Origin of the sequence: Ramlibacter pinisoli (genome assembly GCF_009758015.1) — a bacterium.
Lineage (GTDB): Bacteria > Pseudomonadota > Gammaproteobacteria > Burkholderiales > Burkholderiaceae_C > Ramlibacter > Ramlibacter pinisoli.
Window position 1 is genome coordinate 966977 of sequence record NZ_WSEL01000003.1, and the last position, 22613, is coordinate 989589.

Below are 22613 nucleotides of genomic sequence, written 5' to 3' on the forward strand. Positions count from 1 at the left end.
CCAGTGGCCCGGCAAAGCCGGTTCCACGGTGGCCGCTTGCCTGCGCCGCCGTGGCATGGGCGATATCAGGACAATTCAAATGAACCCGTCGAAGGAACAACTGTCCAAGGCCCACGTCCTGGTGGTCGGCGACGCCATGCTCGACCGCTACTGGCACGGCGCGGTCGAGCGCATCTCGCCCGAAGCGCCGGTGCCGGTGGTCAAGGTGTCGCGCGAGGAAGAGCGCATCGGCGCCGCCGCCAACGTGGCCTACAACGTCAGCACGCTGGGCGCACAGGCCAGCTTCCTGGGCGTGGTCGGCGACGACGAGCCCGGCCATCGCCTCGAAAAGCTGCTGAAGGACACCGGCATCCGCACCCACCTCAAGCGCGACCCCGGGCTGCGCACGACCGTGAAGCTGCGCGTCATCGGCCGCCAGCAGCAGCTGCTGCGCATGGACTTCGAGAACGAGCCCGACCACGAGGTGCTGGCGCTGCAGACCGAGGCCTTCAGCGGCCTGGTGGCCCAGCAGCAGGCCGTGCTGTTCTCCGACTACGGCAAGGGCGGCCTGGCCCACATCCCGGCCATGATCGCGGCCGCCCGCGCCGCCGGGAAGGTGGTGCTGGTCGATCCCAAGGGGTCCGACTACGAGCGCTACCGCGGAGCCAGCGTCATCACCCCCAACCGCGCCGAGCTGCAGGACGTGGTGGGCCGCTGGCGCAACGAGGACGAGCTGCGCGCCAAGGCCCAGGCCCTGCGTACCTCGCTCGACCTGGGCGCGCTGCTGGTCACGCGCAGCGAGGAAGGCATGACCCTCTTCGACGCCCAGGGCGAGCTGCACGTGCCGGCCCAGGCACGCGAGGTGTTCGACGTCACCGGCGCCGGCGACACCGTCATCGCCACCCTGGCCGCGATGGCCGCCGCCGGCCTGCCGCTGCGCGAGGCCGTGCCCATCGCCAACCGCGCCGGGGGTATCGTGGTGGGCAAGTTCGGCACCGCCACCGTCTCGTACGAGGAGTTGTTCGCATGACGAGATACGTTGTCACCGGAGCTGCCGGGTTCATCGGCAGCAACATCGTCAAGGGCCTGAACGACCGCGGCATCGACGACATCATCGCGGTCGACGACCTCACCCAGGGCGACAAGTTCAGGAACCTGGCCGACCTCAGGATTGCCGACTACGTCGATGCCGACCTGTTCTACGACGCCTTCGCCGACGGGCACTTCGGCACCGTCGAGGCGGTGTTCCATGAAGGCGCCTGCAGCGACACGATGGAGACCGACGGCAAGTACATGATGGACAACAACTACACGTTGTCCTGCGGCCTGTTCAGGGCCTGCCAGGAGCGCGGCGCGCGCCTGCTGTACGCCTCGTCGGCCGCCACCTACGGCGGCTCGTCGAGCTTCACCGAAACGCCGGAGTTCGAGCGGCCGCTCAACGTCTACGGCTGGTCCAAGCTGCTGTTCGACCAGCGCCTGCGCCGTGAACTGGGCCCCGGCCTGGCCGGTGCCACGCGCCAGGTGGTGGGCTTTCGCTACTTCAACGTCTACGGCCCGCGCGAGCAGCACAAGGGCCGCATGGCCAGCGTCGCCTTCCACCAGTTCAACCAGTTCCGCGAGCAGGGCAAGGTCCGGCTGTTCGGCGAGTACGGCGGCTACGGCCCGGGCCAGCAGCAGCGCGACTTCGTCTTCATCGACGACGTGGTGGCGGTCAACCTGTGGTTCCTCGACCACCCCGAGCAGCGCGGCATCTTCAACCTCGGCACCGGCCGGGCCCAGCCGTTCAACGACGTCGCCACGGCCGTCATCTCGGCACTGGCCGGCCGGCCCCACACGGCCGAGTCGGCCGCCGCCGCCGGGCTGCTGGAATACATCCCGTTTCCGGATGCGTTGCGCGGCAAGTACCAGTGCCACACCCAGGCCGACCTGGCCGCGCTGCGCGCCACCGGTTGCGACCATGTGTTCGCCGACGTGCAGACCGGCGTGGCCCGCTACATGGACCGGCTGCAGGCCAATGCCTGAGCCAGGGTCAACGCGCCCGCCGAGCGGCGCGTTGAAGATGTTCCATCCCTAAAGGAGCATTGCATGTTCAAGAAATTCCTGGCTGTCCTCGCCATGTTGTTCGCGTTCGCCGCGATGGCCGCGGTCGACGTCAACAAGGCCACGGAAGCCGAACTCGACAGCGTCAAGGGCATCGGTCCCGACACCAGCAAGCTCATCGTCACCGAGCGCAAGAAGGGCGACTTCAAGAGCTGGGACGACTTCATCAACCGCGTGAAGGGCGTGGGTGACAAGCGCGCCGAAAACCTGTCCTCGGCCGGCCTGACGGTCGGCGGCGCCGCCTACAAGCCGGCCGCCACCGCCGCGAAGGACGAGAAGGCTGCCGCCAAGGACGAAAAGAAGGACGCCAAGGCCACCGCCAAGGAAGAGAAGAAGGATGCGAAGGCCGAAGCCAAGGCCGAGAAGAAGGAAGCCAAGGCCGATGCCAAGGCGATGGAAACCAAGGCCGACGCGAAGGCCGACGCCAAGGTGAAGGAATCGAAGGCCGACGCCAAGGCCAAGGAAGCCAAGGCCGAAGCCAAGGCCGACGAGAAGTCCGCCAAGGCCGACGCCGCCAAGCCGGCCGCCAGCGCTACCAAGAAGTAAGGCACTCTCCCCGCAGGGCGCCGTCGCGCGCCCGCAGCAAGACCCGCTTCGGCGGGTCTTGTGCTTTCAGGGTCCGGCGACGCCCCCTCAGGCCTCGGACATCGCGACCAGGTCGGTCACGCCGGGATCGACGCCTGCCTGCAGCAGCAGCGTCGTCACCTGGCCGCGGTGGTGAGTCTGGTGGTTGAAGAAGTGGGTGAGCGGCTGCCAGGCCGGCTGCTCGCGCACCACGCCCTTGGTGTTGGCGTAGCGCAGGGTGCGCAGCAGGAACTCCGGCGGCATCTCGTCGACCCAGCGAACGATGGCGGCGTCCAGGGCGCGCCGCGCCTGGCGCAGGCCCTGCCACTCGGCCTGCAGCACCGTGCCGTAGCTCGCCCCCTCGGGCAGCGCCAGCAGGTCGTCCGCGAGCGCCGGGAACGCGACGCCCTGGCTCGCGAACCGGCGCAGCCACAACCGGTCGGCCCACAGCAGGTGGTTCAAAGTGCCGTCGATGGAGCCGAAGAACGCGCCGCGGTCGCGCCGGCGCTCGGCCTCGGGCAGGCCCTCAGCCGCGTCGTACAGCCGCTCGTTCATCCAGGCGTTGTAGCGCGCGAGGCGGCGGTAGTTCGCGTGCAGGGCGGCGAGCGCATCGGTCATGCGGTCATTGTCTCCCCGCGGCACCGGCCAGCGCGCGCAGCACCGGGTGGTCCAGCAGGCACAGCGTGCGCAGCCCGGTGGCCGCCTCGACCGCCTGCCGGTACGGCGGCATGTTGGTGCACTCCAGCACGACGGTCCGCAGGCCCGCATCGCGTTGCCGCAACGCGAGGGCAGCGGCCACGACGTCGCCGGCGGCCCGCGCGAGGTCGAGCGTGGCGCGGTCGCCCAGGATGGACGAGGCGAAGTGCCCCGCGGGCGCGACGCCCTGCACCACCACGTCGGCCAGCCGGTCGCGCGGCACGCCGGCCGCGAGCAGGTGCGCCTCTCCCAGCGAGCGATCGTCGATGGTCAGCACGCCCACCCGCCGCTCGTGCTGCAGGCACTGCGGCAGCAGCAGCAGGCTGGAGGTGACGACCGGCACCGGCAGCGCCTCCTGCAGGCGCTGCTGGGCGAGCACGAGGAAGCCGCAGCTGGTGGTGATGGCCTGCACGCCGGCCTGCGCCAGTTCCCGGGCCGCCTGCACGAAGGGCGGTAGCACCGTGTCGAGGTCGGCGCCGGCGGCCGGCCGCACGATGGCCGACGGCGCGGCGCGCGCCACCACCCGCCGCAGCACCGGGACGCCCCAGGCGTCCCCGCGCCCCAGGTCGCCGGGAGGCCGCGGGAAGCGCGTGTCGAGGGCCAGGAGGCCCAGCACCGGCGGGGGAAAGTCCGGTGGCGCTGGCCCGAGACTTGCACGTATGCTCGCGTCCTCGTTCATTCGGCGCATTGTCCCGGAGCACCCATGAAACTCAAGTTCGCCCTCGCCACCGCCGCGGCCACGCTGTCCTGCGGCGCCTTCGCCCAGACCAAGTGGGACCTGCCCGCCGCCTACCCGGCCTCGAACTTCCACACCGAGAACCTGGTGCAGTTCGCCAACGACGTCGAGAAGGCCAGCGGCGGCAAGCTCAAGATCACGGTGCACGCCAACGCGTCGCTGTTCAAGGCCAACGAGATCAAGCGCGCGGTGCAGAGCGGCCAGGCCGCTGCCGGCGAGGTGCTGCTGGTCAACTTCGAGAACGAGAACCCGATCTACGGCGCCGACGGCATCCCCTTCCTGGCCACCAGCTACGCCGAGTCGCGCAAGCTCGCCACCGTCCAGAAGCCCTTCCTCGACAAGTTGCTCGGCGCGCAGGGCATGAAGCTGCTGTACACCGTGGCCTGGCCGCCCCAGGGCATCTACACCAACAAGGAGCTCGCCTCGGTGGCCGACATGCGCGGCCTGAAGTGGCGCGCCTACAGCCCGGCCACCGCCAAGATCGCCGAGCTGATCGGCGCCCAGCCGGTCACCATCCAGGCCGCCGAACTGTCGCAGGCGCTGGCCACCGGCGTCATCAACAGCTACATGAGCTCGGGCTCCACCGGCTACGACTCCAAGACCTACGAGAGCATCAAGTACTGGTACGACACCCAGGCCTGGCTGCCCAAGAACGCGGTCATCGTCAACCAGAAGGCGTTCGACGCCCTCGACAAGCCCACCCAGGAGGCCGTGCTCAAGGCGGCCGCCGAGGCCGAGAAGCGCGGCTGGAAGTCGAGCGAGGAGAAGAACGACTGGTACAAGAAGGCGCTGTCCGAGAAGGGCATGAAGATCGTGGCCTCGCCGGCCAAGCTGACGTCCGACCTCAAGCAGGTGGGCTCCATCATGCTGGCCGACTGGGAGAAGAAGGCCGGCCCCGACGGCAAGGCGCTGGTCGAAGCCTTCCGCAAGGCCAAGTGAGCCGATGCGGCGCTTCCTCGACCGCCTCTACTACGCATGCGGCGCCGTGGGCGCCGTTTTCGTGGGCCTCATCGGCGTGCTGATGATCGGGCAGAGCGTGCTGCGCGAGTTCGGCGTGCGCACCGGTGCGGTCAACGACGTGGTGGCGTGGTTCTGCGCCGCGGCCTCGTTCTTCGCCATGGCGCACGCCTTCAAGCACGGTGACTTCGTGCGCGTGACGCTGCTGCTCGACTCGGTGCCGGCGCGGGCCCGGCGCGCACTCGAGATCGCCTGCCTGGCCGTCGGCTCCGTCGCCGTCGGCTACCTGGCCTGGTGGGCCAACCGCTTCACCTACGACAGCTGGCAGTTCCACGAGGTCGCTCAGGGCCTGCTGCCCATCCCGATCTGGATCCCGCAGGCCAGCTTCGCCTTCGGCTCGGTGCTGCTGTTCATCGCCGTCGTCGACGAGCTCGTCATCGTGCTGCGCGGCGGCAAGCCCACCTTCGTCGTCGCCGTGGAGCAGCGCCACGCGCAGGGCGACTTCTCCTCCGACGTCTGAGCGGCCCGGCCGCCCCCTCCCCATGGACACCCTCCTCGTCGGCGGCCTGCTGCTGCTGGTCATGATGCTGCTGCTGTCGGGCGGCGTGTGGATCGCCATGACCCTGGCCATCTGCGGCTGGGTCGGCCAGGCCTTCTTCACCAACACCTCGCCGGGCAACAACCTGTTCTCCGCCTTCTGGGAGAGCAACGCCAGCTGGGAACTCGCCGCCCTGCCCCTGTTCATCTGGATGGGCGAGATCCTGTTCCGCACCCGGCTCTCGGAAGAGATGTTCGAGGGCCTGCGCCCGTGGCTGAACAAGGTGCCGGGTCGCTTGATGCACACCACCATTCTGGGCTGCGGCATCTTCGGCTCGGTGTCGGGCTCGTCGGCCGCCACCTGCGCCACCATCAGCAAGGTGGCGCTGCCCGAGCTGGTCAAGCGCGGCTACAGCGAAAAGATCGCGCTCGGCTCGCTGGCCACCGCCGGCACGCTGGGCATCCTGATCCCGCCGTCGATCACCATGGTGGTCTACGCCGTCGCCGCCGACGCCTCCATCATCCGCATCTTCCTGGCCGGCTTCCTGCCCGGCTTCCTGCTGATGGCGCTGTTCTCCGGCTACATCATCTGGTGGAGCCTGCGCCATCCCGAGCAGGTGCCGCCGGCCGACGCGCCCACCAGCTGGGCCCAGAAGATCCGCCAGTCCGGCAGCCTCATCCCCTGCGCCGCGCTCATCGTGTTCATCGTCTGGGTGCTGGTGGCGGGCTGGGCTACCGCCACCGAATGCGCCGCCTACGGCGTGGCCGGCTCGCTGGCCATCGCCTGGTGGGGCGGCTCGCTCACCTGGAGCAACTTCTGGGAAGGCCTGATGGGCACCACCCGCACCAGCTGCATGATCATGTTCATCCTGGCGGGCGCGGCGTTCCTCACCAAGACCATGGCCTTCACCGGCATCCCGCGCGAGCTGGCCGAGTGGGTCAATGGCATGCACCTGTCGCCCTATGCCCTCATCGGCGTGCTGACGCTGGTCTACCTGGTGCTGGGCACCGCGCTGGATGGCATCAGCATGATCGTGCTGACGTCGGCGGTGGTGCTGCCCATGATCCAGAAGGCCGGCTTCGACCTGGTCTGGTTCGGCATCTTCATCGTGCTGCTGGTCGAGATCGCCGAGGTCACGCCGCCGGTGGGCTTCAACCTGTTCGTGCTGCAGAACATGACCGGCAAGGACAGCAACACCATCGCCCGCGCCGCCCTGCCCTTCTTCGGCTGCCTGGTGGTGTGCATCGTGCTGATCACAGTCTTCCCCGACATCGTCACGGTGCTGCCCAACCTGGTGATGGGCAAGGAGAAGTGATGGCGCCGGTTCCGGAGCTGGATGCCGGGGCTGGCCCGGCATGACGACGGTCTGGGCGAGGCCGGCATGCCCTTCCCCGTCATTGCGGGCTTGACCCGCAATCCATCTCCCCAACGTGGTTCCGGCGCGGCCTCGTTCCGGGGGGATGCCGGGGCTGGCCCGGCACGACGCCCCTCAGGACCTAGCCCGGCACATGACGGCAGCCTGGCCTATCCCTTGAGCGTCAGCAGCGCGTCGATCACCACCCGCACCCGCTGCGGCACCAGCCGTGCCCCCGGGTACACGATGGAGATCGGGATCGGCGCCGGCCGCAGTGCCGGCAGCACCTCCACCAGCTCGCCGCGGCCGATCTCGTCGCGCACGAAGTAGTCGGGCAGCTGCGCCAGGCCCATGCCGAGCAGCGCCGCCTGCACCAGGCCCTCGCCGTCGCTGATGCGCACCCCGCTGGCCGGGTGGACGTCCAGCGCGCGGCCGCGCTGGCGGAACTGCCAGGGCCGGTCCTTGCCGCTGGTGGGCATGCGGAACACCAGGGCGTCGTGCTGCGCCAGCTGCTCCAGCCGGCGCGGCGTGCCCCGCTCCTGCAGGTAGGCCGGGCTGGCCACCAGCACCATGGCCTGGGCCATGAAGCGGCGCGAGACCAGCGTCGAATCCTTCAGGTCGCCGGCGCGCACCGCCAGGTCGATGCCCTCCTTCACCAGGTCGGCGTAGCCGTCCTGCAGCCGCACGTCCAGCTCCAGGCCGGGGTGCTGGCGCCGCAGCCGCGCGAGCACCGGCAGGATGACGCGCCGCCCGAGCACGATGGGCAGGTCGACCCGCAGCGTGCCGGTGGGCGATTCGCGCACGCCGGCCGCCTCGGCCTGCAGTTCGTCGACCTCGGCCAGCAGGCGCTGGCAGCGCCGGAACAGCCGCCCGCCATCGGGCGTCAGGCTCACCTGGCGGGTGGTGCGGTGGAACAGCTTGACGCCCAGCCGGCCCTCCAGCCGCCCCACCGCCTTGGCCAGCGTCGACGGTGCACTGCCGGTGCCGCGTGCCGCGGCGGCAAAGCTGCCGTGCTTGGCGGTGTCGGCGAAGGCGGCGATCTGCTGCAGGCTGTTCATGGATTGCCGACATTCTGCCCTCAATGTTCCGGCACTGCCGCATCTTGTTCGCCGTCTACCGGCACCCCACACTGCGTCCCACGCGTTGCGCAATGCGTGGTTCCAGACCCAGCCACCCACCTCTCACCCGGAAGGATTCGCCATGTACGTCATCGAACAGCCCGCTCCCGTCGACACCCCCATCCCGGGCGTGCGCCACGCCACCTGGGGCGGCCGCGCCGAGGGCCTGACGGCCCTGAGCCTGTGGCGGCAATCGCTCGTGCCCGGCGGTGCGACACCGCCGCATTCGCACCCCTGCGACGAGGCGGTGCTGTGCCTGGCCGGGCAAGGCGAGGTCGAGATCGAGGGGCAGCGCCACGCCTTCGGCCCCGGGCAGACGGTGGTGCTGCCGGCCGGCGTGTTGCACCAGATCTTCAACACCGGCGACGCGACGCTGGAATGCACGGCCGTGTTTTCCGCCACCCCGGTGCCGGTCACGTTGCCGGACGGCAGCCCGCTGGAGCTGCCCTGGCGCACCTGAGGCAGGCGCCGGCGCACGCAGAGGCCGCCGGCGGGCGGCCGTTGCCTGCGGCGCCGGCGGCGCTCAGATGCCCAGCAGCTTCTTCGCCTCGCCCAGCGAGGTCATCGACTCCGTGTGCTTGCCCGCCTTGTGCTGGGCTTCGCCGTCGGCGCGCAGCTTGGCCACCTTGTCGGCATCTTCCTTGGACAGGGCCGGCTTGGTCGCGAGCTTGGCGTCGATCGCCTTCATCTCGTTGGGGCAGTTGTGGGCCCAGGCCGAACCGGCACCGGCCAGCGCGAGGCACAGAATCAAGGCTGAGTTGCGCATGGAGACCTCCTGGTGGAAGCAACCATCCAAGCTAGTCCACGGCCGGGCAAACTGCGCCCGCAATAACCCTAGCCTGGCCGGGTCGCGCAGACGAGTTCGCCGGGGTCGTTGGCGCGCACCGCCAGCTGGTCCTTGGCGGCGCCCACGTCCATGTCGCGCGGCAGGGTCACGCCGTTCTTGACCGCCAGGATCTCGGCCATGACGCTCACCGCGATCTCGGGCGGCGTCTTGCTGCCGATGTAGATGCCGATGGGTCCGCGCAGGCGCGCCAGCGACGCCTCGGTCTGGCCGAAGTGCTCGATCATCCGCTCGCGCCGCGCCTCGTTGTTGCGCCGGCTGCCGATGGCGCCGACATAGAACGCTTCCGTGTCCAGCGCCTCCAGCAGCGCCAGGTCATCCAGCTTGGGGTCGTGCGTGAGCGCCACCACGCAGCTGCGCCGGTCGGGCTTGAACGCGGTGACCACGTCGTCGGGCATGTCGTTGACGAGCTTGGCGCCGGGCACGTGGAAGGCGCCGCGGTATTCCTCGCGCGGGTCGCACACCGTGACCGCGAAGCCGCTGAACAGCGCCATGGTGGCGAGGTACTCGGTCAGCTGGCCGGCGCCGATGAGCAGCATGCGGTACTCGGGCCCGAAGGTGTTGACCATGCGCTGGTCGTCGACCACCAGCTCCGACGGCGTGTCGGCCGGCTCCAGCGTGACGGCGCCGTCGGCCAGGCGGACCGTGCGGCGCGTCAGCCGGCCGGTCTCGAGCAGCGCCACCAGCTGTTCCAGCGGCTGCGGATCGGGGTCGTACTCGAGCAGCAGCTCCAGCGTGCCGCCGCAGGGCAGCCCGAAGCGGTGCGCCTCGTCGGCGGTGATGCCGTACTTCACCAGCGTCGGCGGGCCCGATGGGATCCGGTGCGGGCCGTCCTTGCCGGCATAGGCCTGGGTGTGGCGGTAGATCAGGTCGTCCTCGATGCAGCCGCCCGACACCGAGCCGACCACCGAGCCGTCCTCGGCCAGCGCCATGATGGAGCCCACCGGCCGGGGCGACGAGCCCCAGGTGCGCACCACGGTCGCCAGCAGGGCACGCTGGCCGGCCACGCGCCAGTCGCGCAGGGTCCGCAGGACCAGGACATCGAGGTTTTCCATAGCGCTCCGGGGTCAGAAGGTGTAGGCGGCGTTCACGCCGAGCAGCCAGGTGCGGCCCGGCGCCGGTTCGAAGTAGCGGCCATTGCCCTCGTTCACGATCACCGAACCGGCGTAGCGCCGGTCGGCCACATTGTCCACACGCAGGAATTCCCGCATCGTCCAGCGGCCCACCGGCTGTGTCAACGCGGCGCGCAGCGACACGATGGTGCTGGCGGCGGCGAAGTCGGTGTTGAGGTCGTCGACCGCGATGCGGCCGGTGTGGCGCACCTCGGCGGCGGTCTCCAGGCCCCAGGGCCGGTGCTGCCAGGCCAGCTCGGCAAACAGCGTCCGGTCCGGGATGCCCGGGATGCGGTTGCCGGCCGGCACCAGCACGGTGGGCGTGGTGCACGGCGGCGGCCCGCAGGTCAGGAAGCTGTTGTCGTAGCGCGCCTGCAGCCAGGTGGCCGCGAGGGCCGTGGACCAGCCGCCGCCCAGAGGGCCGGCGGCCAGCAGCTCGAGGCCATGGCGCCGCGTGCGGCCGGCGTTCTGGAAGGTGCTGCGGCCGCCGCTGTTGCTCAGCACCACGATCTCGTCGGCGGTGCGGGCCTCGAACACGGCGGCATTCAGCTGCCAGCGCCCGGCCAGCCGTGCCTTCGCACCCAGTTCCCACTGGCGGCTGACGGCCGGCTGCAGCGCGGTGTTCAGGCCGCCGCCGCCCGGGCGGTTGGCCAGCTCGTTCAGGGTCGGCGTCTCGAAGCCGCGGCCGGCCGAGGCATACAGGTTCAGCGTCTCGCTGGCATGCCAGACCACGCCCAGCACCGGCGTGGTGGCACCGTAGGCCACCTCGCCGCTGTCGTCGCCGTTGGCGCCGGTGATGAAGTGGTCGCTGGAGCGGAACACGATGCTCGAGTGGCGCAGGCCCGCCGTGAGGCTGAAGCGCTCGCCGCTCCACACGCCCTCGACGTACTGGTCGACCGTGCGGGCCCGGTTGTCCTCGTCCCGGCGCAGGGCGCCGCGCACGCCCAGTTCGGTCGGCGCCGCGGCCGGGCCGGTGAAGTTCTGGAAGCCCAGGCGGTGCTCGCGCAGCTCGTCGGCATAGACGCCGGCCGTCAGGGTGAACGGTGCGCCGGCCAGCCGCGTGGCGTGGACCCACTGCGCATCCAGGCCCTGGTCCTCGCGCTGCAGGTCGATGACGCCGCCCGGCTGCGTGATCGGGACCTGGGTGGCGGGCGGGATGGCCTGGTACTGCTCGGTGCCGCGCTGGCCGCGCCAGGTGGTGAGCTTCAGGGCGTTGGCCGCGTCCAGCCGGTGGTCCAGGATCGCCCCCAGCTGCAGCTGGTCGACCGCCTTGCGGGTGCGGAAGGGGCGCGCCCCCGGGCTGGCCTGGGTCGGGTCGGCCTCGAACTCGGCGCGCGTCAGGCCCAGCGGATCCAGCGCCTCGGGCATGTCGAGCTGGTTGACCACCAGCGTCAGCGTGGTGTCGGGCCCCGCGTTGTACTTGAACTTGCCGTTGAAGCCGCGCCGCTGGGCCGAACTCCAGTCGCGCGCGCCCTCGGTCTCGAAATGGGTGGCGCTGAGCGAGTACTGCCACGCGCCCTGCTGGCCGGACAGCCGGGCGTTGACGCGGCGGATGCTGTCGCTGCCGATCGCGCCGCTGATCTCGGCCACGGTCTGCGGGCCGCCGTCCGCCGTGAACAGGCTGATGACGCCCCCCGACGAGTTGCCATGCAGGGCCGAGAACGGCCCCCGCAGCACCTCCATCCGGTCGGCCGAGAACAGGTCGAAGTGCGAGGTCTGGCTCTGGCCGTCGGGCGCCGTGGCCGGGATGCCGTCGGTGTACAGGCGCAGGCCGCGCACGCCGAAGGTCGAGCGGGCGCCGTAGCCGCGCGAGGAGATCTGGATGTCCTGCGCGTAGTTCTGCCGGTTGAGGGCCGTGATGCCCGGCACCCGCGCCAGCGACTCCGACAGGTTGATGCCCAGGGTGTCATTGCGCAGCACCGGGCCCGGCAGCACGTCGACCGAGGCCGGGATGTCGAACGCCGGCCGCGCCATGCCCAGGCCGGGCGTCACCACCACTTGCCGCAATTCCCCTTCGGCCGGGGCAGTCGCCGGTGCGCCCTGCTGCGCCGCCGCTGGCACCCCGAGCAGCGCCACCGCCGCTGCCACCAGCGTCCGTCGCATCGCGACTCCTGGGCGCCGCCGGTGGTCGCGGTGCATCGTCGGCGCGCCGTCAGTCGTCGACGACGACGCTGTGCGGCTCGCGCCCGACCCGTACCGTGCGCAGCGCCTTCATCGCCCTGGCGTCGACGATGCTCAGGTCGTCGGACAGGCCGTTCGGCACGTACAGGCGGGTGCCGTCGCGCGACACGGCCACGTCCCAGGGCCGCCGCCCCACCGGCACGTAGCCGCGCACCCGGCGCCTGGCCACATCGACGACGGCGACGTGGTCGGCGCGGCCGAGTGCCACGTAGACGGTCTTGCCGTTGGGCGACAGCGCCATGCCCACGGGAGTCACGTCCTCCCGCCCCATCCCCGGTGGCCGGAATGCGACCGTGGAGACGACCGTGTGGCGGGCCGTGTCGATGACGCTGGCGGAGGCGTCCTGCGCGTTGCTCACCCACAGCTGGCGGCCGGCCAGCAGGAGCCGGCGCGGCCGCTGGCCGACCGGGATGGTGCGGACCACCTGGCGCGCGGCCACGTCGACCACATGGACGACGCCCGCGACCTCCGAGGTCACGTACACCAGCGTGCCGTCGGCGGACACCTTCACGCCCTCGGGCTCGCCGCCCACCTTCACCGCGAACAGCTTCTTGCCGGCCACCAGGTCGAACGCAGTGAGCGTCGCGCCGCCCTGGTTGCTGGCGTAGAGCGTGCGGCCGTCGGGCGAGAGGTCGAAGATCACGGGGGCCTCGCCCACCTCCAGCCGCTCCACGATCCGGCCGGCCGCCGGGTCCCAGGCGACGATGCGGCCGTCGTCGCCGCAGGCCACGTACAGCCGCTGGCGGGCCGGCCCGAGCTGCGCGTGGCGAGGGCGGCGGCACAGCGCCGGGGTGGCGACGGTCTCCCCGCGCGCCAGGTCGACCACCGCCAGGGCGTTGTCCTTCTCCGACGTCACGAACAGCCGGCCCTGCGCCACCGCGGCCGCCCCCGCCAGCGCCAGCAGCGCGGCCAGCGCCGCCCGTCCCAATCCGCGACTGTCCATGCCGGTCAGCGCAGCAGCAGGTAGCCCAGGGCCACCACGACCACGGCGCCGACCACCCAGGCCCAGGCCGGCACGCCGCCGGACGGCGCTCCCGCGGCGGTCGCTGTCGCCGTCGCCGTTGCATTCGCGGTCGCGCCCGCGGCCGCCGCAGCGCCTGCGGCCGGCGCGCTGGCCTCGGGCGCCGCCGCCGCCGGCGGATGCCGGCGCAGCAGCTCCTGCTCGAAGCGGCGGAAGAAATCCTCGGCCATGGAGCGCGCGACACCGTCGATCAGGCGCTGCCCGACCTGGGCGATCCGGCCGCCGACCTGCGCGTTCACGGTGTACGACAGGTCGCAGCCGCTGCCGCGCTCGGCCAGGGCGACCTGCGCCGAGCCCTTGCCGAACCCGGCCGCACCGCCCTGCCCCTCGAACCGCAGCGTGTAGCTGGCGGGCGGGTTCACGTCCTCGAGGCGGATCTTGCCGGTGAACTTGGCCGACACCGGGCCGACCTTGACCGACATGCCGATCAGGTACTGGTTCTCGCCGTTGGGCTCGACCTTGTCGCAGCCGGGGATGCAGGCCTTCAGCACCTCGGGGTCGTTCAGCGCCTCCCAGGCCTGCTGGCGACTGACGGGCAACTCGCGGCTTCCCTGCATGTCCATGGTGTTCTCCCTTGCTTGTGTCTATCGGTCCATCACGGCCGCGATGCTGGCGGCGAGCTGTTCCAGGGTCTCGACGTTGTGCACCGCCAGCATCCCGTGTGCCTGCCGGTGCAGCACCGAGGCGCCGCGCGCCAGCGGCTCGTAGCCGGCGAAGCGCAGCAGGGGATTGAGCCACAACAAGCGCCGGCAGTGCAGCCGCAGCCAGGCCAGCTCGCGCTCCAGCGCGTCGGGCTCGCCCGTGTCCAGCCCGTCGGTGATCAGCAGCACCAGCGTGCGGCGGCCGACCAGGCGGCGCGCGTGCTGCAAGCGGAGGTCCGCCAGCGAGGCGCCCAGCCGGGTGCCGCCGGCGAAGTCGTCGATGGCGCTGCCGGCGGCGGCCAGCATCTCGTCGGTGTCGGCGATGCGGAACGCGGCCGTGAGGTCGGTGAGGTGGGTGCCGAACGCGAACACGTCGCAGCGGCCCGACCGCACGTCGCGCGTGGCCGCATGCAGGAAGGCCAGCAGCAGCCGCGCGTAGCGCTCCATCGAGCCCGACACGTCCACCAGCACCAGCAGCGGCAGCGGCTGGCGCCGGCGCGTGCGCCGCGGCAGGCGGAACACCTCGCCGCCGGTGCGGGACGCCTCGTGCATGGCGCCCGGCCAGTGCGGCAGCGCGCCGCGCACGCCGGGCCGGGTGCGGCGGGCCGGCACCGTGGGCACGGGCAAGGCCACGTCGCGCGCGATGCGCTCGACCAGCCGGTATTCCTCGCCCGACAGCGCGTTGAAGTCGGCGTGCCGCAGCCGCCGCATCTCGCTGGCCGTCATGGCGGCGTCGAGACGCACCTCCTTGTCGGGACGCGCCAGTTCGGGCGGCTGCTGCGCCTTCGGCGGCGCCAGCGCCTCGCGCACCCGGGGCCGGCGCTTGGCCGGCTCGGCCCGGCCCTCGCCGCGCGGCAGCATCTGGGCCAGCAGCTTCTGCGCCATGCCCGGGTCGCGGAAGAAAGCGTCGAACAGCTCGCGGAACACGCCCCGGTCCTGCTCGCGGCCGACCATCACGGCCTCGAGGGCGGCGCCCAGGTCGTCGCGCCGCTCGACCCCGACCAGCTGCGCGGCGTCGATGGCCAGCACGATGCGGGCGGCGTCGACGCGCACGCCGGCGCGGCGCAGCGCGCGGCCGAAGCCGGCGATGTTGGCGGCCAGCTTGCCGCTGCGGGCATCGCCCAGCCGCATGTCAGCCCGGCCTCCCGCCCGGCCGCCGCCACGACGCCGGCCGGGTCATGGCCGGGTGTCCGGGCCGCCGTCGTCCTGCGGCCGCAGCAGGTCGGCGGCGAAATCACGCGTCAGTGCGGCCACGTCCTCGCGCTGCTTGAACAGGATGCCGGCGGTGTCGGTCACCACCTCCGGGTCGAGCTCCAGCGTGTCCAGCGCGACCAGGGCCTTGGCCCACTCCACGCTCTCGGCGATGCCGGGCGCGCGCTGGAAGGCATTGACGAACGGCTCGCTGCGCAGGCGGCCGACGAAGGACGCCACCTGGGCCGCCAGCCGCTCGCCGGCCTGGGGCACGCGGTTGCGCACGATGGCCAGCTCGCGCTCGCGGTCCGGGTAGTCGAGCCAGTGGTACAGGCAACGCCGCTTGAGCGCATCGTGCAGGTCGCGTGTGCGGTTGCTGGTGAGCACCGTGACCGGCGCCGCGCCGGCGCGCACCGTGCCCAGCTCGGGGATGCTCACCTGGTACTCGCCCAGGTATTCGAGCAGGAAGGCCTCGAACGGCTCGTCGGCACGGTCGAGCTCGTCGATCAGCAGCACCGCGCCGGGCGCCGGCGCCTGCAGCGCCTGCAGCAGCGGGCGGCGGATCAGGAAGCGCTCCTGGTAGACCTCGCGTTCGGCCTCCCGCGCGCTGCTGCCCGCGGCCTCGGCGGCGCGCAGGTGCAGCAGCTGGGCGGCGTAGTTCCACTCGTACAGCGCCTCGCGCAGCTCCAGCCCGTCGTAGCACTGCAGCCGCAGCAGTTCGCGCTGCAGGGCGGTGGCCAGCGCCTTGGCCAGCTCGGTCTTGCCGACGCCGGGCTCGCCCTCCAGCAGCAGGGGCCGCTGCAGCTTCAGGGCCAGGAAGGCGGCAGTGGCAAGGCGGCGGTCGGCGTAGTAGCCGGCCTGCTCCAGGGACTGGACGAGGGCGTCGATCGAGGCAGACAAGGGCGTGCGGGTGGCGAGGGCCGCCCGGCGGGCGCCTGCACGCCCGCCGGGGACACCCCGCGCAATGGTGGGAGAACGACTCTACCCGAGCGCCTTGGCGACGGCGCGCTGTGTCATCACGCCGATGAGGTTGGCGCGGTAGGCGGCGCTGGCGTGCAGGTCGCCCGACAGCCCATCGGCCGACACCTTCACGCCCTGCGCGGCCTCGGGCGTGAAGCTGCGCGACAGCGCCTCCTCCAGCCCCTGGTGGCGGAACACCCCGTTGCCGCCGCCGGTGACGGCGACCCGCACGCCGCTGGCGGTCTGCGCGACGAAGACGCCGATGAGCGCGAAGCGCGAGGCCGGCTGCTTGAACTTGACGTAGGCGGCCTTCTTCGGGATCGGGAACGCGATCGAGGTGATGAGCTCACCCTCGTCGAGCGCGGTGCCGAACAGGCCGGTGAAGAAGTCGTCGGCCGCGATCGCGCGCTTGCTGGTCTGCACCGTCGCGCCCAGCGCCAGCACCGCTGCCGGGTAGCAGGCCGCGGGGTCGTTGTTGGCGACCGAGCCGCCCAGGGTGCCCAGGGCACGGACCTGCCGGTCGCCGATGTGGCCGGCCAGGTCGGCCAGGCCCGGGATGGCGGATCGCACCTCGGCGCTGGCGGCCACCTCGGCATGGCGCGCCATGGCGCCGATGACCAGCTTGTCGCCGTCGCGGCGGATGCCGGCCAGTTCCTTGACGGCGCCCAGGTCGACCAGCGTCTCCGGGCTGGCCAGGCGCAGCTTCATCGAGGCCAGCAGAGTCTGGCCACCGGCCAGGACCTTGGCGCCGGCGGCGGCCCGCTGGCCGGCCTCGGCCAGCGTGGCGGGACGTTCGAAGGTGAATGCGTACATGGTGGAGGTCTCCTTCGGATCGGTTCAGCGGGCGGCGCCCTGGATGGCGTCCCAGACCCGCGGCGCAGAGGCGGGCATGTCGAGTTCCTGGACGCCGAGGTCGCGCAGCGCGTCGAGCACGGCGTTGATGAGCGCCGGCGGCGAACCGATGGCGCCCGCCTCGCCGCAGCCCTTGGTGCCCAGCGGGTTGTGCGTGCAGGGGGTGGCGTGGGTCCCGAGCTGGAACGACGGCAGGTCGTCGGCGCGCGGCATGGCGTAGTCCATGAAGCTGCCGGTGAGCAGCTGCCCGCTCTCGCGGTCGTACACGCAGTTCTCCATCAGCGCCTGGCCCAGGCCCTGCGCGATGCCGCCGTGCACCTGGCCTTCCACGATCATGGGATTGATGATGGTGCCGAAGTCGTCCACCGCGCTGAAGCGGTCGATGTGCACCGTGCCGGTCTGCGGGTCGACCTCGACCTCGCAGATGTAGGTGCCGGCGGGGAAGGTGAAGTTGGTCGGGTCGTAGAACGCCGTCTCGTTCAGGCCCGGCTCCAGCTTGTCGAGCGGGTAGTTGTGCGGCACGTAGGCGGTGAGCGCCACCTGGCCGAACGGGATCTTCTTGTCGGTGCCCTTGACCTTGAACTCGCCGCCGGAAAACTCGATGTCGGCGTCGCTCGCCTCCATCAGGTGGGCCGCGATCTTCTTGGCCTTGGCCTCGATCTTGTCGAGCGCCTTCATGATGGCGGCGCCGCCGACGCTGATGGAGCGCGAGCCGTAGGTGCCCATGCCGAACGGCACCCGGCCGGTGTCGCCGTGCACCACGTCCACGTTCTCCACCGGGATGCCCAGGCGGGCGGCGACGACCTGGGCGAAGGTGGTCTCGTGGCCCTGGCCGTGGCTGTGCGAGCCGGTGAACACCGTGACGCTGCCGGTGGGATGGACGCGGATCTCGCCGCACTCGAACAGGCCGGCCCGCGCGCCCAGCGCGCCGGCGATGTTGGACGGCGCGATGCCGCAGGCCTCGATGTAGCTGCTGTAGCCCAGGCCGCGCTTGAGCCCCTTGGCCTCGCTGGCCTGGCGGCGGGCGGCGAAGCCGTCGACCTCGGCCAGCGCCTTGGCCTTGTCCATGCACGCGTGGTAGTCGCCGGTGTCGTACTGCAGCGCCACCGGGGTCTGGTAGGGGAAGGCGGTGATGAAGTTGCGCTTGCGGATCTCGTCCTGGCCCAGGTTCATCTCCCAGGCGCAGCGCGTGACCAGGCGCTCCAGCAGGTAGGTGGCCTCGGGGCGGCCGGCGCCGCGGTAGGCGTCGACCGGTGCGGTGTTGGTGAACCAGGCGTCGACCTCGACGTGGATCTGCGGGGTGGTGTACTGGCCGGCCAGCAGCGTCGCGTACAGGATGGTCGGCACGCAGGTCGAGAACGTCGACAGGTAGGCGCCCAGGTTGGCGTCGGTGTGCACGCGAAGCGCCAGGAACTTGCCGTCCTTGTCCATCGCCATCTCGGCGTGGCTCACGTGATCGCGGCCGTGGGCGTCGCACAGGAAGGCCTCGCTGCGTTCGCAAGTCCACTTGATGGCGCAGTTGAGCTGCTTGGCCGCCCAGGTCAGCGCCACGTCCTCGGCGTACAGGTAGATCTTGGAGCCGAAGCCGCCACCCACGTCGGGTGCGATGACGCGCACCTTGTGCTCAGGCAGGCCGAGCACGAAGGCCGTCATGAGCAGGCGCTCGACGTGCGGATTCTGGTTGGCGACGTACAGCGTGTACTCGTCGCTGGCGCGGTTGAAGCTGCCGATGGCCGAACGCGGCTCGATCGCGTTGGGCACCAGGCGGTTGTTGGTGAGGTCCAGCTTGGTGACATGGGCCGCGGTGGCGAATGCCGCGTCGACCTGCGCCTTGTCGCCGATGGCCCACTTGTAGCAGTGGTTGTCGGGCGCGGCGTCGTGCAGCGCGGTGGCCTTGGCGGCATCGCGCACGTCCACCACCGCCGGCAGCACGTCGTAGTCGACCTCCACTGCCTCCGCCGCGTTCTTGGCCTGCTCGACCGTGTCGGCCACCACCATGGCGACGTGGTCGCCGACGTAGCGCACCTTGCCCTGGGCCAGGATGGGATGGGGCGGCTCCTTCATCGGCTGGCCGTCGGTGCTGGTGATCAGCCAGCCGCAGGGCAGCCCGCCCATCTTGCCTTCCACGTCCTTGCCGGTGAACACCTTGGCCACGCCGGGCATGGCCTCGGCGCGCGAGACGTCGATGGACTTGATGGCCGCGTGCGCATGCGGCGAGCGCACGAACACCGCGTAGCGCATGTTGGCCAGCTGGATGTCGTCGGTGTATTGGCCGGCGCCGGTGAGGAAGCGGTAGTCCTCCTTGCGGCGCAGCGCCTCGCCGATGTGCGGCAGCTTGGAAAAGTCGGAAGCACCCATGGTGGACTCCAGTCGCGTTGAGTGTCGGGCGTGGATCGGGACGAGGAAGCCGCCGGGCCGTTGCCACCGGACGCTGGACGCCCGGCCGGTCCGGCGAGGGCGGTCAGGACGAGGCCATGGCGGCCGCGCCCTGCTTCACGGCCTTGACGATGTTCTGGTAGCCGGTGCAGCGGCAGATGTTGCCTTCCAGCAGTTCGCGGATCTCGGCGTCGCCGGCATTCGGATGGTTCTTGCAGAGATCGACGGCGCTCATCACCATGCCCGGGGTGCAGAAGCCGCACTGCAGGCCGTGGCAGTCCTTGAAGGCGGCCTGCATCGGGTGCATGGTGCCGTCGGCGGCGGCCAGGCCCTCGATGGTGGTGATCTCGGCGCCCGGGTGCTGCGCCGCCAGCGTGTTGCACGACTTGACGGCCCGGCCGTTGACCAGCACGGTGCAGGCGCCGCACTGCGCGGTGTCGCAGCCCACGTGGGTCCCGGTCAGGCGCAGGTGTTCGCGGATGGCCTGCACCAGCAGCGTGTTGGGTGCCACGTCGAGGCTGGCGGGCTTGCCATTGACGGTGAATTGGACCTGCATGCTTCGTCTCCTGGTTTCAGTGCGAGGCAATTGTTGAAGCGTGCCCCCCCACCCTACCTAGGCGAAACCCTAGGACCGAACCGGGGGCGCCGGATATTCTCAAAATGGAACAATGGCCGCGACATGCTGCGGGCAGGCCCGCCACGACACTCCCGGAGACACGCCATGCCGGCTACCAGCGATCCGCGACTGAAGGAGATCGAGCAAGCGCGCCGCGCCGTGCTGCACGAAGGCCGCTCGGCGACCGATGTGCTGGTCGACCGCTGGTTCGAGCGCGCCTGGATCGAACGCTCGTGGCGGCGCTGCCTGTCCAACGGCCAGCAGCCGCAGCAGCGGCTCGGCTTCGACGTCCTGCCGGCGCAGGCGATGCGGCGCGCCGAAGAGTCCAGCCGCGACCTGTTGAGCGCGGCAAGGCCCGTCATGTCGCGGCTGGCACGCGCCATCGCGGGCAGCCGCTACTTCGCCGTGCTCACCGATGCCCAGGGCACCGTGGTCGGCGTCGACGGCGCCATCGACCGCAGCGACCGGCGCGCCCAGCTCATCACGCGCATCGGGGTCGACCTGTCCGAGCGCGCCGTCGGCACCACCGCCATCGGCGCCGCGCTCACCGAGCTGCAGCCGGTGTGGCTGCACCGCGGCGAGCATTTCTTCGACGACACCGCCTGCTACAGCTGCGCCGGCGCGCCACTCATCGGCCCGGACGGCCGCACGGCCGGCATGCTCGACCTCACCGGCATCGACGCGGCCGAGCGCCCCGAGCTCAAGCACCTGGTCGCCCAGGCGGCCCGCAGCATCGAGAACGCGCTGGCGCTGGCGCAGCCGCACGCGCTGCTGCTGCGCCTGAACTGGCCGGGCCGCGGGTTCGGCGACGACCAGGACGGCCTGCTGTGCCTGGACGGCGACGGCTGGGCCGTGGCGATCAATCCCGGCGCCCGGCAGATGCTGGGCCGGCTGGCCGAGGGGGCGCGGGTGCATTGCTGCGACCTGTTCGCCATGCCCTGGGAGTCGCTGTTCGATGCCCTGCGCCAGGACACCCCGCAGGAAGTGCCGCTGTGGTCCGGCCTCACCCTGCAGGTGCTGGCCCAGGCGCCGGGCGAGCGCGCACCGGCCCGTGCGCCATCCGGTCCTGCGCGCCTGCCGCTGCGCGACCTCGAGGCTGAACTCATCCGCAAGGCGGTGCAGGAGCACCGCGGCAACGTGATGGCGGCGGCCCGCATGCTGGGCATCAGCCGCGCGACGGTCTACCGCAAGCTGGGCCGCCAGCGCTGATCAGCTCGCCAGCGCGAGCACCACCGCCGCCTCGTCCATGTGCAGCGCGACCGGGCTGCCGGCACGCAGTCCGCTGCGGCCCTGGGCGAATCCCACCAGTGCGGCGCCGCCCGCCAGCTGCGCCGCCACCTCGTCGCCCACGTCGCCGCGTGCCACGCGCGTGGCCCGGCCGCGCAGCACGTTGACGGCGGGCCCGGTTGGTCCGGCGCCGGCGCGCTCCACCTGGACGGCGGTGGCCTTGCACAGCGCCAGCACCGGCAGGCCGGGCTCCAGGCCCAGCAGCTGCGCGCTCTCGGCGGTGATGCGCGAGGCCAGCGTGCCGTCGTGCAGTTGCAGCACCACCCGCACCAGCGGCCCGTGCACCTGCACCTGCGCCACCGTGCACGGCAGCTGGTTGCGCATGCTGGTGCGCAGGCCCAACGCGGCCAGCGCCGGCCCGGCGCTGCGCGCGGACAGCCGGGCCAGCACCTGGCTGCGCGAGCGCGCCATCTCGCTGCCGGCGTGGAGCAGCCGCTCACCGGCCGGGGTGAGGCGGGCGCCGCCGCCGCCGGCGCCGCCGACCACCTTCTCCAGCAGCGGCACGCCGGCCAGGTTGGCCAGCATGTCCAGCGCCTGCCAGGCAGCCTTGTAGCTGACGCCGACCTCGCGCGCGGCCTGCGAGATCGAGCCGCTGGCGCCGACCCGGCGCAGGATTTCCAGCCGCTTGTCGGTGGCGGCATGGCCCAGGGCTTCATCCAGATCGAGGCGGCGCGGCATGTGCGCATTGTCCGGGGGAACGGGCGCGGCTACACTGGCGTTATTCCCAACTTGAATAGCGCTAGCCATGCGTCGCCTGCTCGCCCTGCTCCTGCTCGCCGCCGCGCCGCTCGTGCACGCGGGCGAGGTCAGCGTCGCCGTCGCCGCCAACTTCACCAGCGCGCTGCAGGAGATCGCAGTGGCGTTCGAGCGCGACACGGGGCACAAGGTGGTGGCCGCGTTCGGCTCCACCGGCCGCTTCTACGCGCAGATCCGCAACGGCGCGCCCTACCAGGTGCTGCTCGCGGCCGACGACGAGACCCCGGCCCGCCTGGAGCAGGACGGCGCCACGGTCGCGGGCACGCGCTTCACCTACGCGGTGGGGCGGCTGGTGCTCTGGAGCACCCACCCGAACATGATCGATGCGCGAGGCGAGGTGCTCAAGCTGCCCGGTGGCGACAAGGTCGCCATCGCCGACCCCAAGCTGGCGCCCTACGGCGCGGCCGCGATCCAGGTCATGCAGCGGCTGGGCGTGCTGGACTCGCTGCGGCCGCGACTGGTGCAGGGCGACAGCATCGCGCAGACCTACCAGTTCGTCAGCACCGGCAATGCGCCGATCGGCTTCGTCGCCCTGTCGCAGGTGATGTCCGGCGGCCGCGTCACCAGCGGCTCCTGGTGGGTGGTGCCCGAGGCACTACACGAGCCGTTGAAGCAGGACGCCGTGCTGCTGGCGCGCGGCCAGGGCAACCCGGCGGCGATCGCGCTGCTGGCCTACCTGCGCGGCAGCGAAGCCCGGGCGATCATCCGCGCCCACGGCTACGGGCTCTGAGGCC

General features: G+C 71.5%; 23 protein-coding genes. 9 read left to right on the forward strand and 14 right to left on the reverse strand.

Annotation, left to right across the window (positions count from 1 at the left end; all coding sequences use genetic code 11):
- Positions 1-79: 79 nt before the first annotated feature.
- The 3 genes from rfaE1 (at position 80) to GON04_RS05805 (ending at position 2625) form a co-directional block, all read left to right on the forward strand.
- Positions 80-1009 (forward strand): D-glycero-beta-D-manno-heptose-7-phosphate kinase, encoded by a 930-nt coding sequence (gene rfaE1 / locus GON04_RS05795; RefSeq protein WP_157396995.1) that lies wholly within the window; start codon positions 80-82, stop codon positions 1007-1009.
- Positions 1006-2001: an ADP-glyceromanno-heptose 6-epimerase gene (gene rfaD / locus GON04_RS05800; protein WP_157396996.1), complete on the forward strand. Its 996-nt coding sequence runs from the start codon at positions 1006-1008 to the stop codon at positions 1999-2001. The genes rfaE1 and rfaD overlap by 4 nt, the downstream gene beginning before the upstream one ends.
- A 63-nt stretch (positions 2002-2064) precedes the next feature.
- On the forward strand, positions 2065-2625 hold the full coding sequence (locus GON04_RS05805; protein WP_157396997.1) for a ComEA family DNA-binding protein: 561 nt from the start codon (positions 2065-2067) through the stop codon (positions 2623-2625).
- An 87-nt stretch (positions 2626-2712) separates the two neighbouring features.
- Here the strand turns inward: GON04_RS05805 and GON04_RS05810 are convergent, their stop codons facing one another.
- Together GON04_RS05810 and GON04_RS05815 are read right to left on the reverse strand one after the other, a co-directional pair.
- Entirely contained in the window at positions 2713-3261 is a 549-nt protein-coding gene (locus tag GON04_RS05810; RefSeq protein ID WP_157396998.1) for a DinB family protein, read from the reverse strand.
- A 4-nt stretch (positions 3262-3265) separates the two neighbouring features.
- Positions 3266-3955, reverse strand: coding sequence for an aspartate/glutamate racemase family protein (locus GON04_RS05815; protein WP_181653906.1), 690 nt, complete (start codon positions 3953-3955; stop codon positions 3266-3268).
- 87 nt (positions 3956-4042) lie between these two features.
- Here GON04_RS05815 and GON04_RS05820 point away from each other — a divergent pair, with 87 nt between their 5' ends.
- The 3 genes from GON04_RS05820 to GON04_RS05830 are packed head-to-tail and all read left to right on the forward strand — an operon-like array spanning position 4043 to position 6885.
- The gene (locus GON04_RS05820; protein WP_157396999.1) at positions 4043-5014 is read left to right on the forward strand and encodes a TRAP transporter substrate-binding protein; all 972 of its coding nucleotides are present in this window, start codon (positions 4043-4045) and stop codon (positions 5012-5014) included.
- A 4-nt stretch (positions 5015-5018) separates the two neighbouring features.
- Complete coding sequence (locus tag GON04_RS05825; protein ID WP_157397000.1) at positions 5019-5552, forward strand: TRAP transporter small permease; 534 nt, start codon at positions 5019-5021, stop codon at positions 5550-5552.
- 22 nt (positions 5553-5574) lie between these two features.
- On the forward strand, positions 5575-6885 hold the full coding sequence (locus GON04_RS05830; protein WP_157397001.1) for a TRAP transporter large permease: 1311 nt from the start codon (positions 5575-5577) through the stop codon (positions 6883-6885).
- Positions 6886-7094: 209 nt separating this feature from the next.
- On the opposite strand, the gene GON04_RS05835 is transcribed toward GON04_RS05830, so the two are convergent.
- Positions 7095-7982 (reverse strand): LysR family transcriptional regulator, encoded by an 888-nt coding sequence (locus GON04_RS05835; protein WP_157397002.1) that lies wholly within the window; start codon positions 7980-7982, stop codon positions 7095-7097.
- A 142-nt stretch (positions 7983-8124) separates the two neighbouring features.
- Here GON04_RS05835 and GON04_RS05840 point away from each other — a divergent pair, with 142 nt between their 5' ends.
- Positions 8125-8502 carry a cupin domain-containing protein gene (locus tag GON04_RS05840; RefSeq protein ID WP_157397003.1) on the forward strand — a complete coding sequence of 126 codons (378 nt, stop codon included), beginning with the start codon at positions 8125-8127 and terminating at the stop codon, positions 8500-8502.
- A 63-nt stretch (positions 8503-8565) separates the two neighbouring features.
- Here GON04_RS05840 and GON04_RS05845 read toward each other — a convergent pair whose 3' ends face one another.
- The 10 genes from GON04_RS05845 to GON04_RS05890 all read right to left on the reverse strand — a co-directional run bounded on the left by GON04_RS05845 (position 8566) and on the right by GON04_RS05890 (position 19776).
- On the reverse strand, positions 8566-8808 hold the full coding sequence (locus tag GON04_RS05845; protein ID WP_157397004.1) for a hypothetical protein: 243 nt from the start codon (positions 8806-8808) through the stop codon (positions 8566-8568).
- Between the two features lie 68 nt (positions 8809-8876).
- Positions 8877-9941 carry an XdhC family protein gene (locus tag GON04_RS05850; protein WP_157397005.1) on the reverse strand — a complete coding sequence of 355 codons (1065 nt, stop codon included), beginning with the start codon at positions 9939-9941 and terminating at the stop codon, positions 8877-8879.
- A 12-nt stretch (positions 9942-9953) separates the two neighbouring features.
- Positions 9954-12101, reverse strand: a complete 2148-nt coding sequence (locus GON04_RS05855) for a TonB-dependent receptor family protein (protein WP_157397006.1) — start codon at positions 12099-12101, stop codon at positions 9954-9956.
- 49 nt (positions 12102-12150) lie between these two features.
- Positions 12151-13122: a YVTN family beta-propeller repeat protein gene (locus GON04_RS05860; RefSeq protein ID WP_157397007.1), complete on the reverse strand. Its 972-nt coding sequence runs from the start codon at positions 13120-13122 to the stop codon at positions 12151-12153.
- Positions 13123-13127: 5 nt separating this feature from the next.
- On the reverse strand, positions 13128-13763 hold the full coding sequence (locus tag GON04_RS05865) for an SRPBCC family protein (protein ID WP_157397008.1): 636 nt from the start codon (positions 13761-13763) through the stop codon (positions 13128-13130).
- A gap of 21 nt (positions 13764-13784) precedes the next feature.
- Positions 13785-14972 carry a vWA domain-containing protein gene (locus tag GON04_RS05870; RefSeq protein ID WP_157397009.1) on the reverse strand — a complete coding sequence of 396 codons (1188 nt, stop codon included), beginning with the start codon at positions 14970-14972 and terminating at the stop codon, positions 13785-13787.
- Positions 14973-15017: 45 nt separating this feature from the next.
- Positions 15018-15932, reverse strand: a complete 915-nt coding sequence (locus GON04_RS05875; RefSeq protein ID WP_157397010.1) for an AAA family ATPase — start codon at positions 15930-15932, stop codon at positions 15018-15020.
- An 81-nt stretch (positions 15933-16013) separates the two neighbouring features.
- Positions 16014-16805, reverse strand: a complete 792-nt coding sequence (locus GON04_RS05880) for an FAD binding domain-containing protein (protein WP_157397011.1) — start codon at positions 16803-16805, stop codon at positions 16014-16016.
- A gap of 24 nt (positions 16806-16829) precedes the next feature.
- The gene (locus GON04_RS05885; protein ID WP_157397012.1) at positions 16830-19202 is read right to left on the reverse strand and encodes a xanthine dehydrogenase family protein molybdopterin-binding subunit; all 2373 of its coding nucleotides are present in this window, start codon (positions 19200-19202) and stop codon (positions 16830-16832) included.
- Positions 19203-19305: 103 nt separating this feature from the next.
- A complete protein-coding gene (locus GON04_RS05890; RefSeq protein ID WP_157397013.1) occupies positions 19306-19776 on the reverse strand; it encodes a (2Fe-2S)-binding protein in 471 nt (156 codons plus the stop codon).
- Positions 19777-19941: 165 nt separating this feature from the next.
- Between GON04_RS05890 and GON04_RS05895 the strand changes: the two genes are divergently transcribed.
- On the forward strand, positions 19942-21045 hold the full coding sequence (locus tag GON04_RS05895; protein WP_232532944.1) for a helix-turn-helix domain-containing protein: 1104 nt from the start codon (positions 19942-19944) through the stop codon (positions 21043-21045).
- Here GON04_RS05895 and GON04_RS05900 read toward each other — a convergent pair whose 3' ends face one another.
- Positions 21046-21801 carry a TOBE domain-containing protein gene (locus GON04_RS05900; protein ID WP_157397015.1) on the reverse strand — a complete coding sequence of 252 codons (756 nt, stop codon included), beginning with the start codon at positions 21799-21801 and terminating at the stop codon, positions 21046-21048. It abuts the gene before it with no gap.
- A gap of 67 nt (positions 21802-21868) precedes the next feature.
- Between GON04_RS05900 and modA the strand changes: the two genes are divergently transcribed.
- The gene (gene modA / locus GON04_RS05905) at positions 21869-22609 is read left to right on the forward strand and encodes a molybdate ABC transporter substrate-binding protein (RefSeq protein WP_157397016.1); all 741 of its coding nucleotides are present in this window, start codon (positions 21869-21871) and stop codon (positions 22607-22609) included.
- Positions 22610-22613 lie beyond the last annotated feature (4 nt).

Excerpts from the sequence above, each read along its gene's own strand:
- GON04_RS05830 (WP_157397001.1), top strand. The coding sequence starts at position 5,575 with ATGGACACCCTCCTCGTCGGCGGCCTGCTGCTGCTGGTCATGATGCTG.
- GON04_RS05895 (WP_232532944.1), top strand. The coding sequence starts at position 19,942 with ATGCCGGCTACCAGCGATCCGCGACTGAAGGAGATCGAGCAAGCGCGC.
- modA (WP_157397016.1), top strand. The coding sequence starts at position 21,869 with ATGCGTCGCCTGCTCGCCCTGCTCCTGCTCGCCGCCGCGCCGCTCGTG.
- GON04_RS05825 (WP_157397000.1), top strand. The coding sequence starts at position 5,019 with ATGCGGCGCTTCCTCGACCGCCTCTACTACGCATGCGGCGCCGTGGGC.
- GON04_RS05865 (WP_157397008.1), bottom strand. The coding sequence starts at position 13,763 with ATGGACATGCAGGGAAGCCGCGAGTTGCCCGTCAGTCGCCAGCAGGCC.
- GON04_RS05860 (WP_157397007.1), bottom strand. The coding sequence starts at position 13,122 with ATGGACAGTCGCGGATTGGGACGGGCGGCGCTGGCCGCGCTGCTGGCG.
- GON04_RS05840 (WP_157397003.1), top strand. The coding sequence starts at position 8,125 with ATGTACGTCATCGAACAGCCCGCTCCCGTCGACACCCCCATCCCGGGC.
- GON04_RS05845 (WP_157397004.1), bottom strand. The coding sequence starts at position 8,808 with ATGCGCAACTCAGCCTTGATTCTGTGCCTCGCGCTGGCCGGTGCCGGT.
- rfaE1 (WP_157396995.1), top strand. The coding sequence starts at position 80 with ATGAACCCGTCGAAGGAACAACTGTCCAAGGCCCACGTCCTGGTGGTC.
- GON04_RS05820 (WP_157396999.1), top strand. The coding sequence starts at position 4,043 with ATGAAACTCAAGTTCGCCCTCGCCACCGCCGCGGCCACGCTGTCCTGC.
- rfaD (WP_157396996.1), top strand. The coding sequence starts at position 1,006 with ATGACGAGATACGTTGTCACCGGAGCTGCCGGGTTCATCGGCAGCAAC.
- GON04_RS05870 (WP_157397009.1), bottom strand. The coding sequence starts at position 14,972 with ATGCGGCTGGGCGATGCCCGCAGCGGCAAGCTGGCCGCCAACATCGCC.
- GON04_RS05885 (WP_157397012.1), bottom strand. The coding sequence starts at position 19,202 with ATGGGTGCTTCCGACTTTTCCAAGCTGCCGCACATCGGCGAGGCGCTG.
- GON04_RS05835 (WP_157397002.1), bottom strand. The coding sequence starts at position 7,982 with ATGAACAGCCTGCAGCAGATCGCCGCCTTCGCCGACACCGCCAAGCAC.
- GON04_RS05890 (WP_157397013.1), bottom strand. The coding sequence starts at position 19,776 with ATGCAGGTCCAATTCACCGTCAATGGCAAGCCCGCCAGCCTCGACGTG.
- GON04_RS05810 (WP_157396998.1), bottom strand. The coding sequence starts at position 3,261 with ATGACCGATGCGCTCGCCGCCCTGCACGCGAACTACCGCCGCCTCGCG.
- GON04_RS05850 (WP_157397005.1), bottom strand. The coding sequence starts at position 9,941 with ATGGAAAACCTCGATGTCCTGGTCCTGCGGACCCTGCGCGACTGGCGC.
- GON04_RS05900 (WP_157397015.1), bottom strand. The coding sequence starts at position 21,801 with ATGCCGCGCCGCCTCGATCTGGATGAAGCCCTGGGCCATGCCGCCACC.
- GON04_RS05880 (WP_157397011.1), bottom strand. The coding sequence starts at position 16,805 with ATGTACGCATTCACCTTCGAACGTCCCGCCACGCTGGCCGAGGCCGGC.
- GON04_RS05855 (WP_157397006.1), bottom strand. The coding sequence starts at position 12,101 with ATGCGACGGACGCTGGTGGCAGCGGCGGTGGCGCTGCTCGGGGTGCCA.
- GON04_RS05805 (WP_157396997.1), top strand. The coding sequence starts at position 2,065 with ATGTTCAAGAAATTCCTGGCTGTCCTCGCCATGTTGTTCGCGTTCGCC.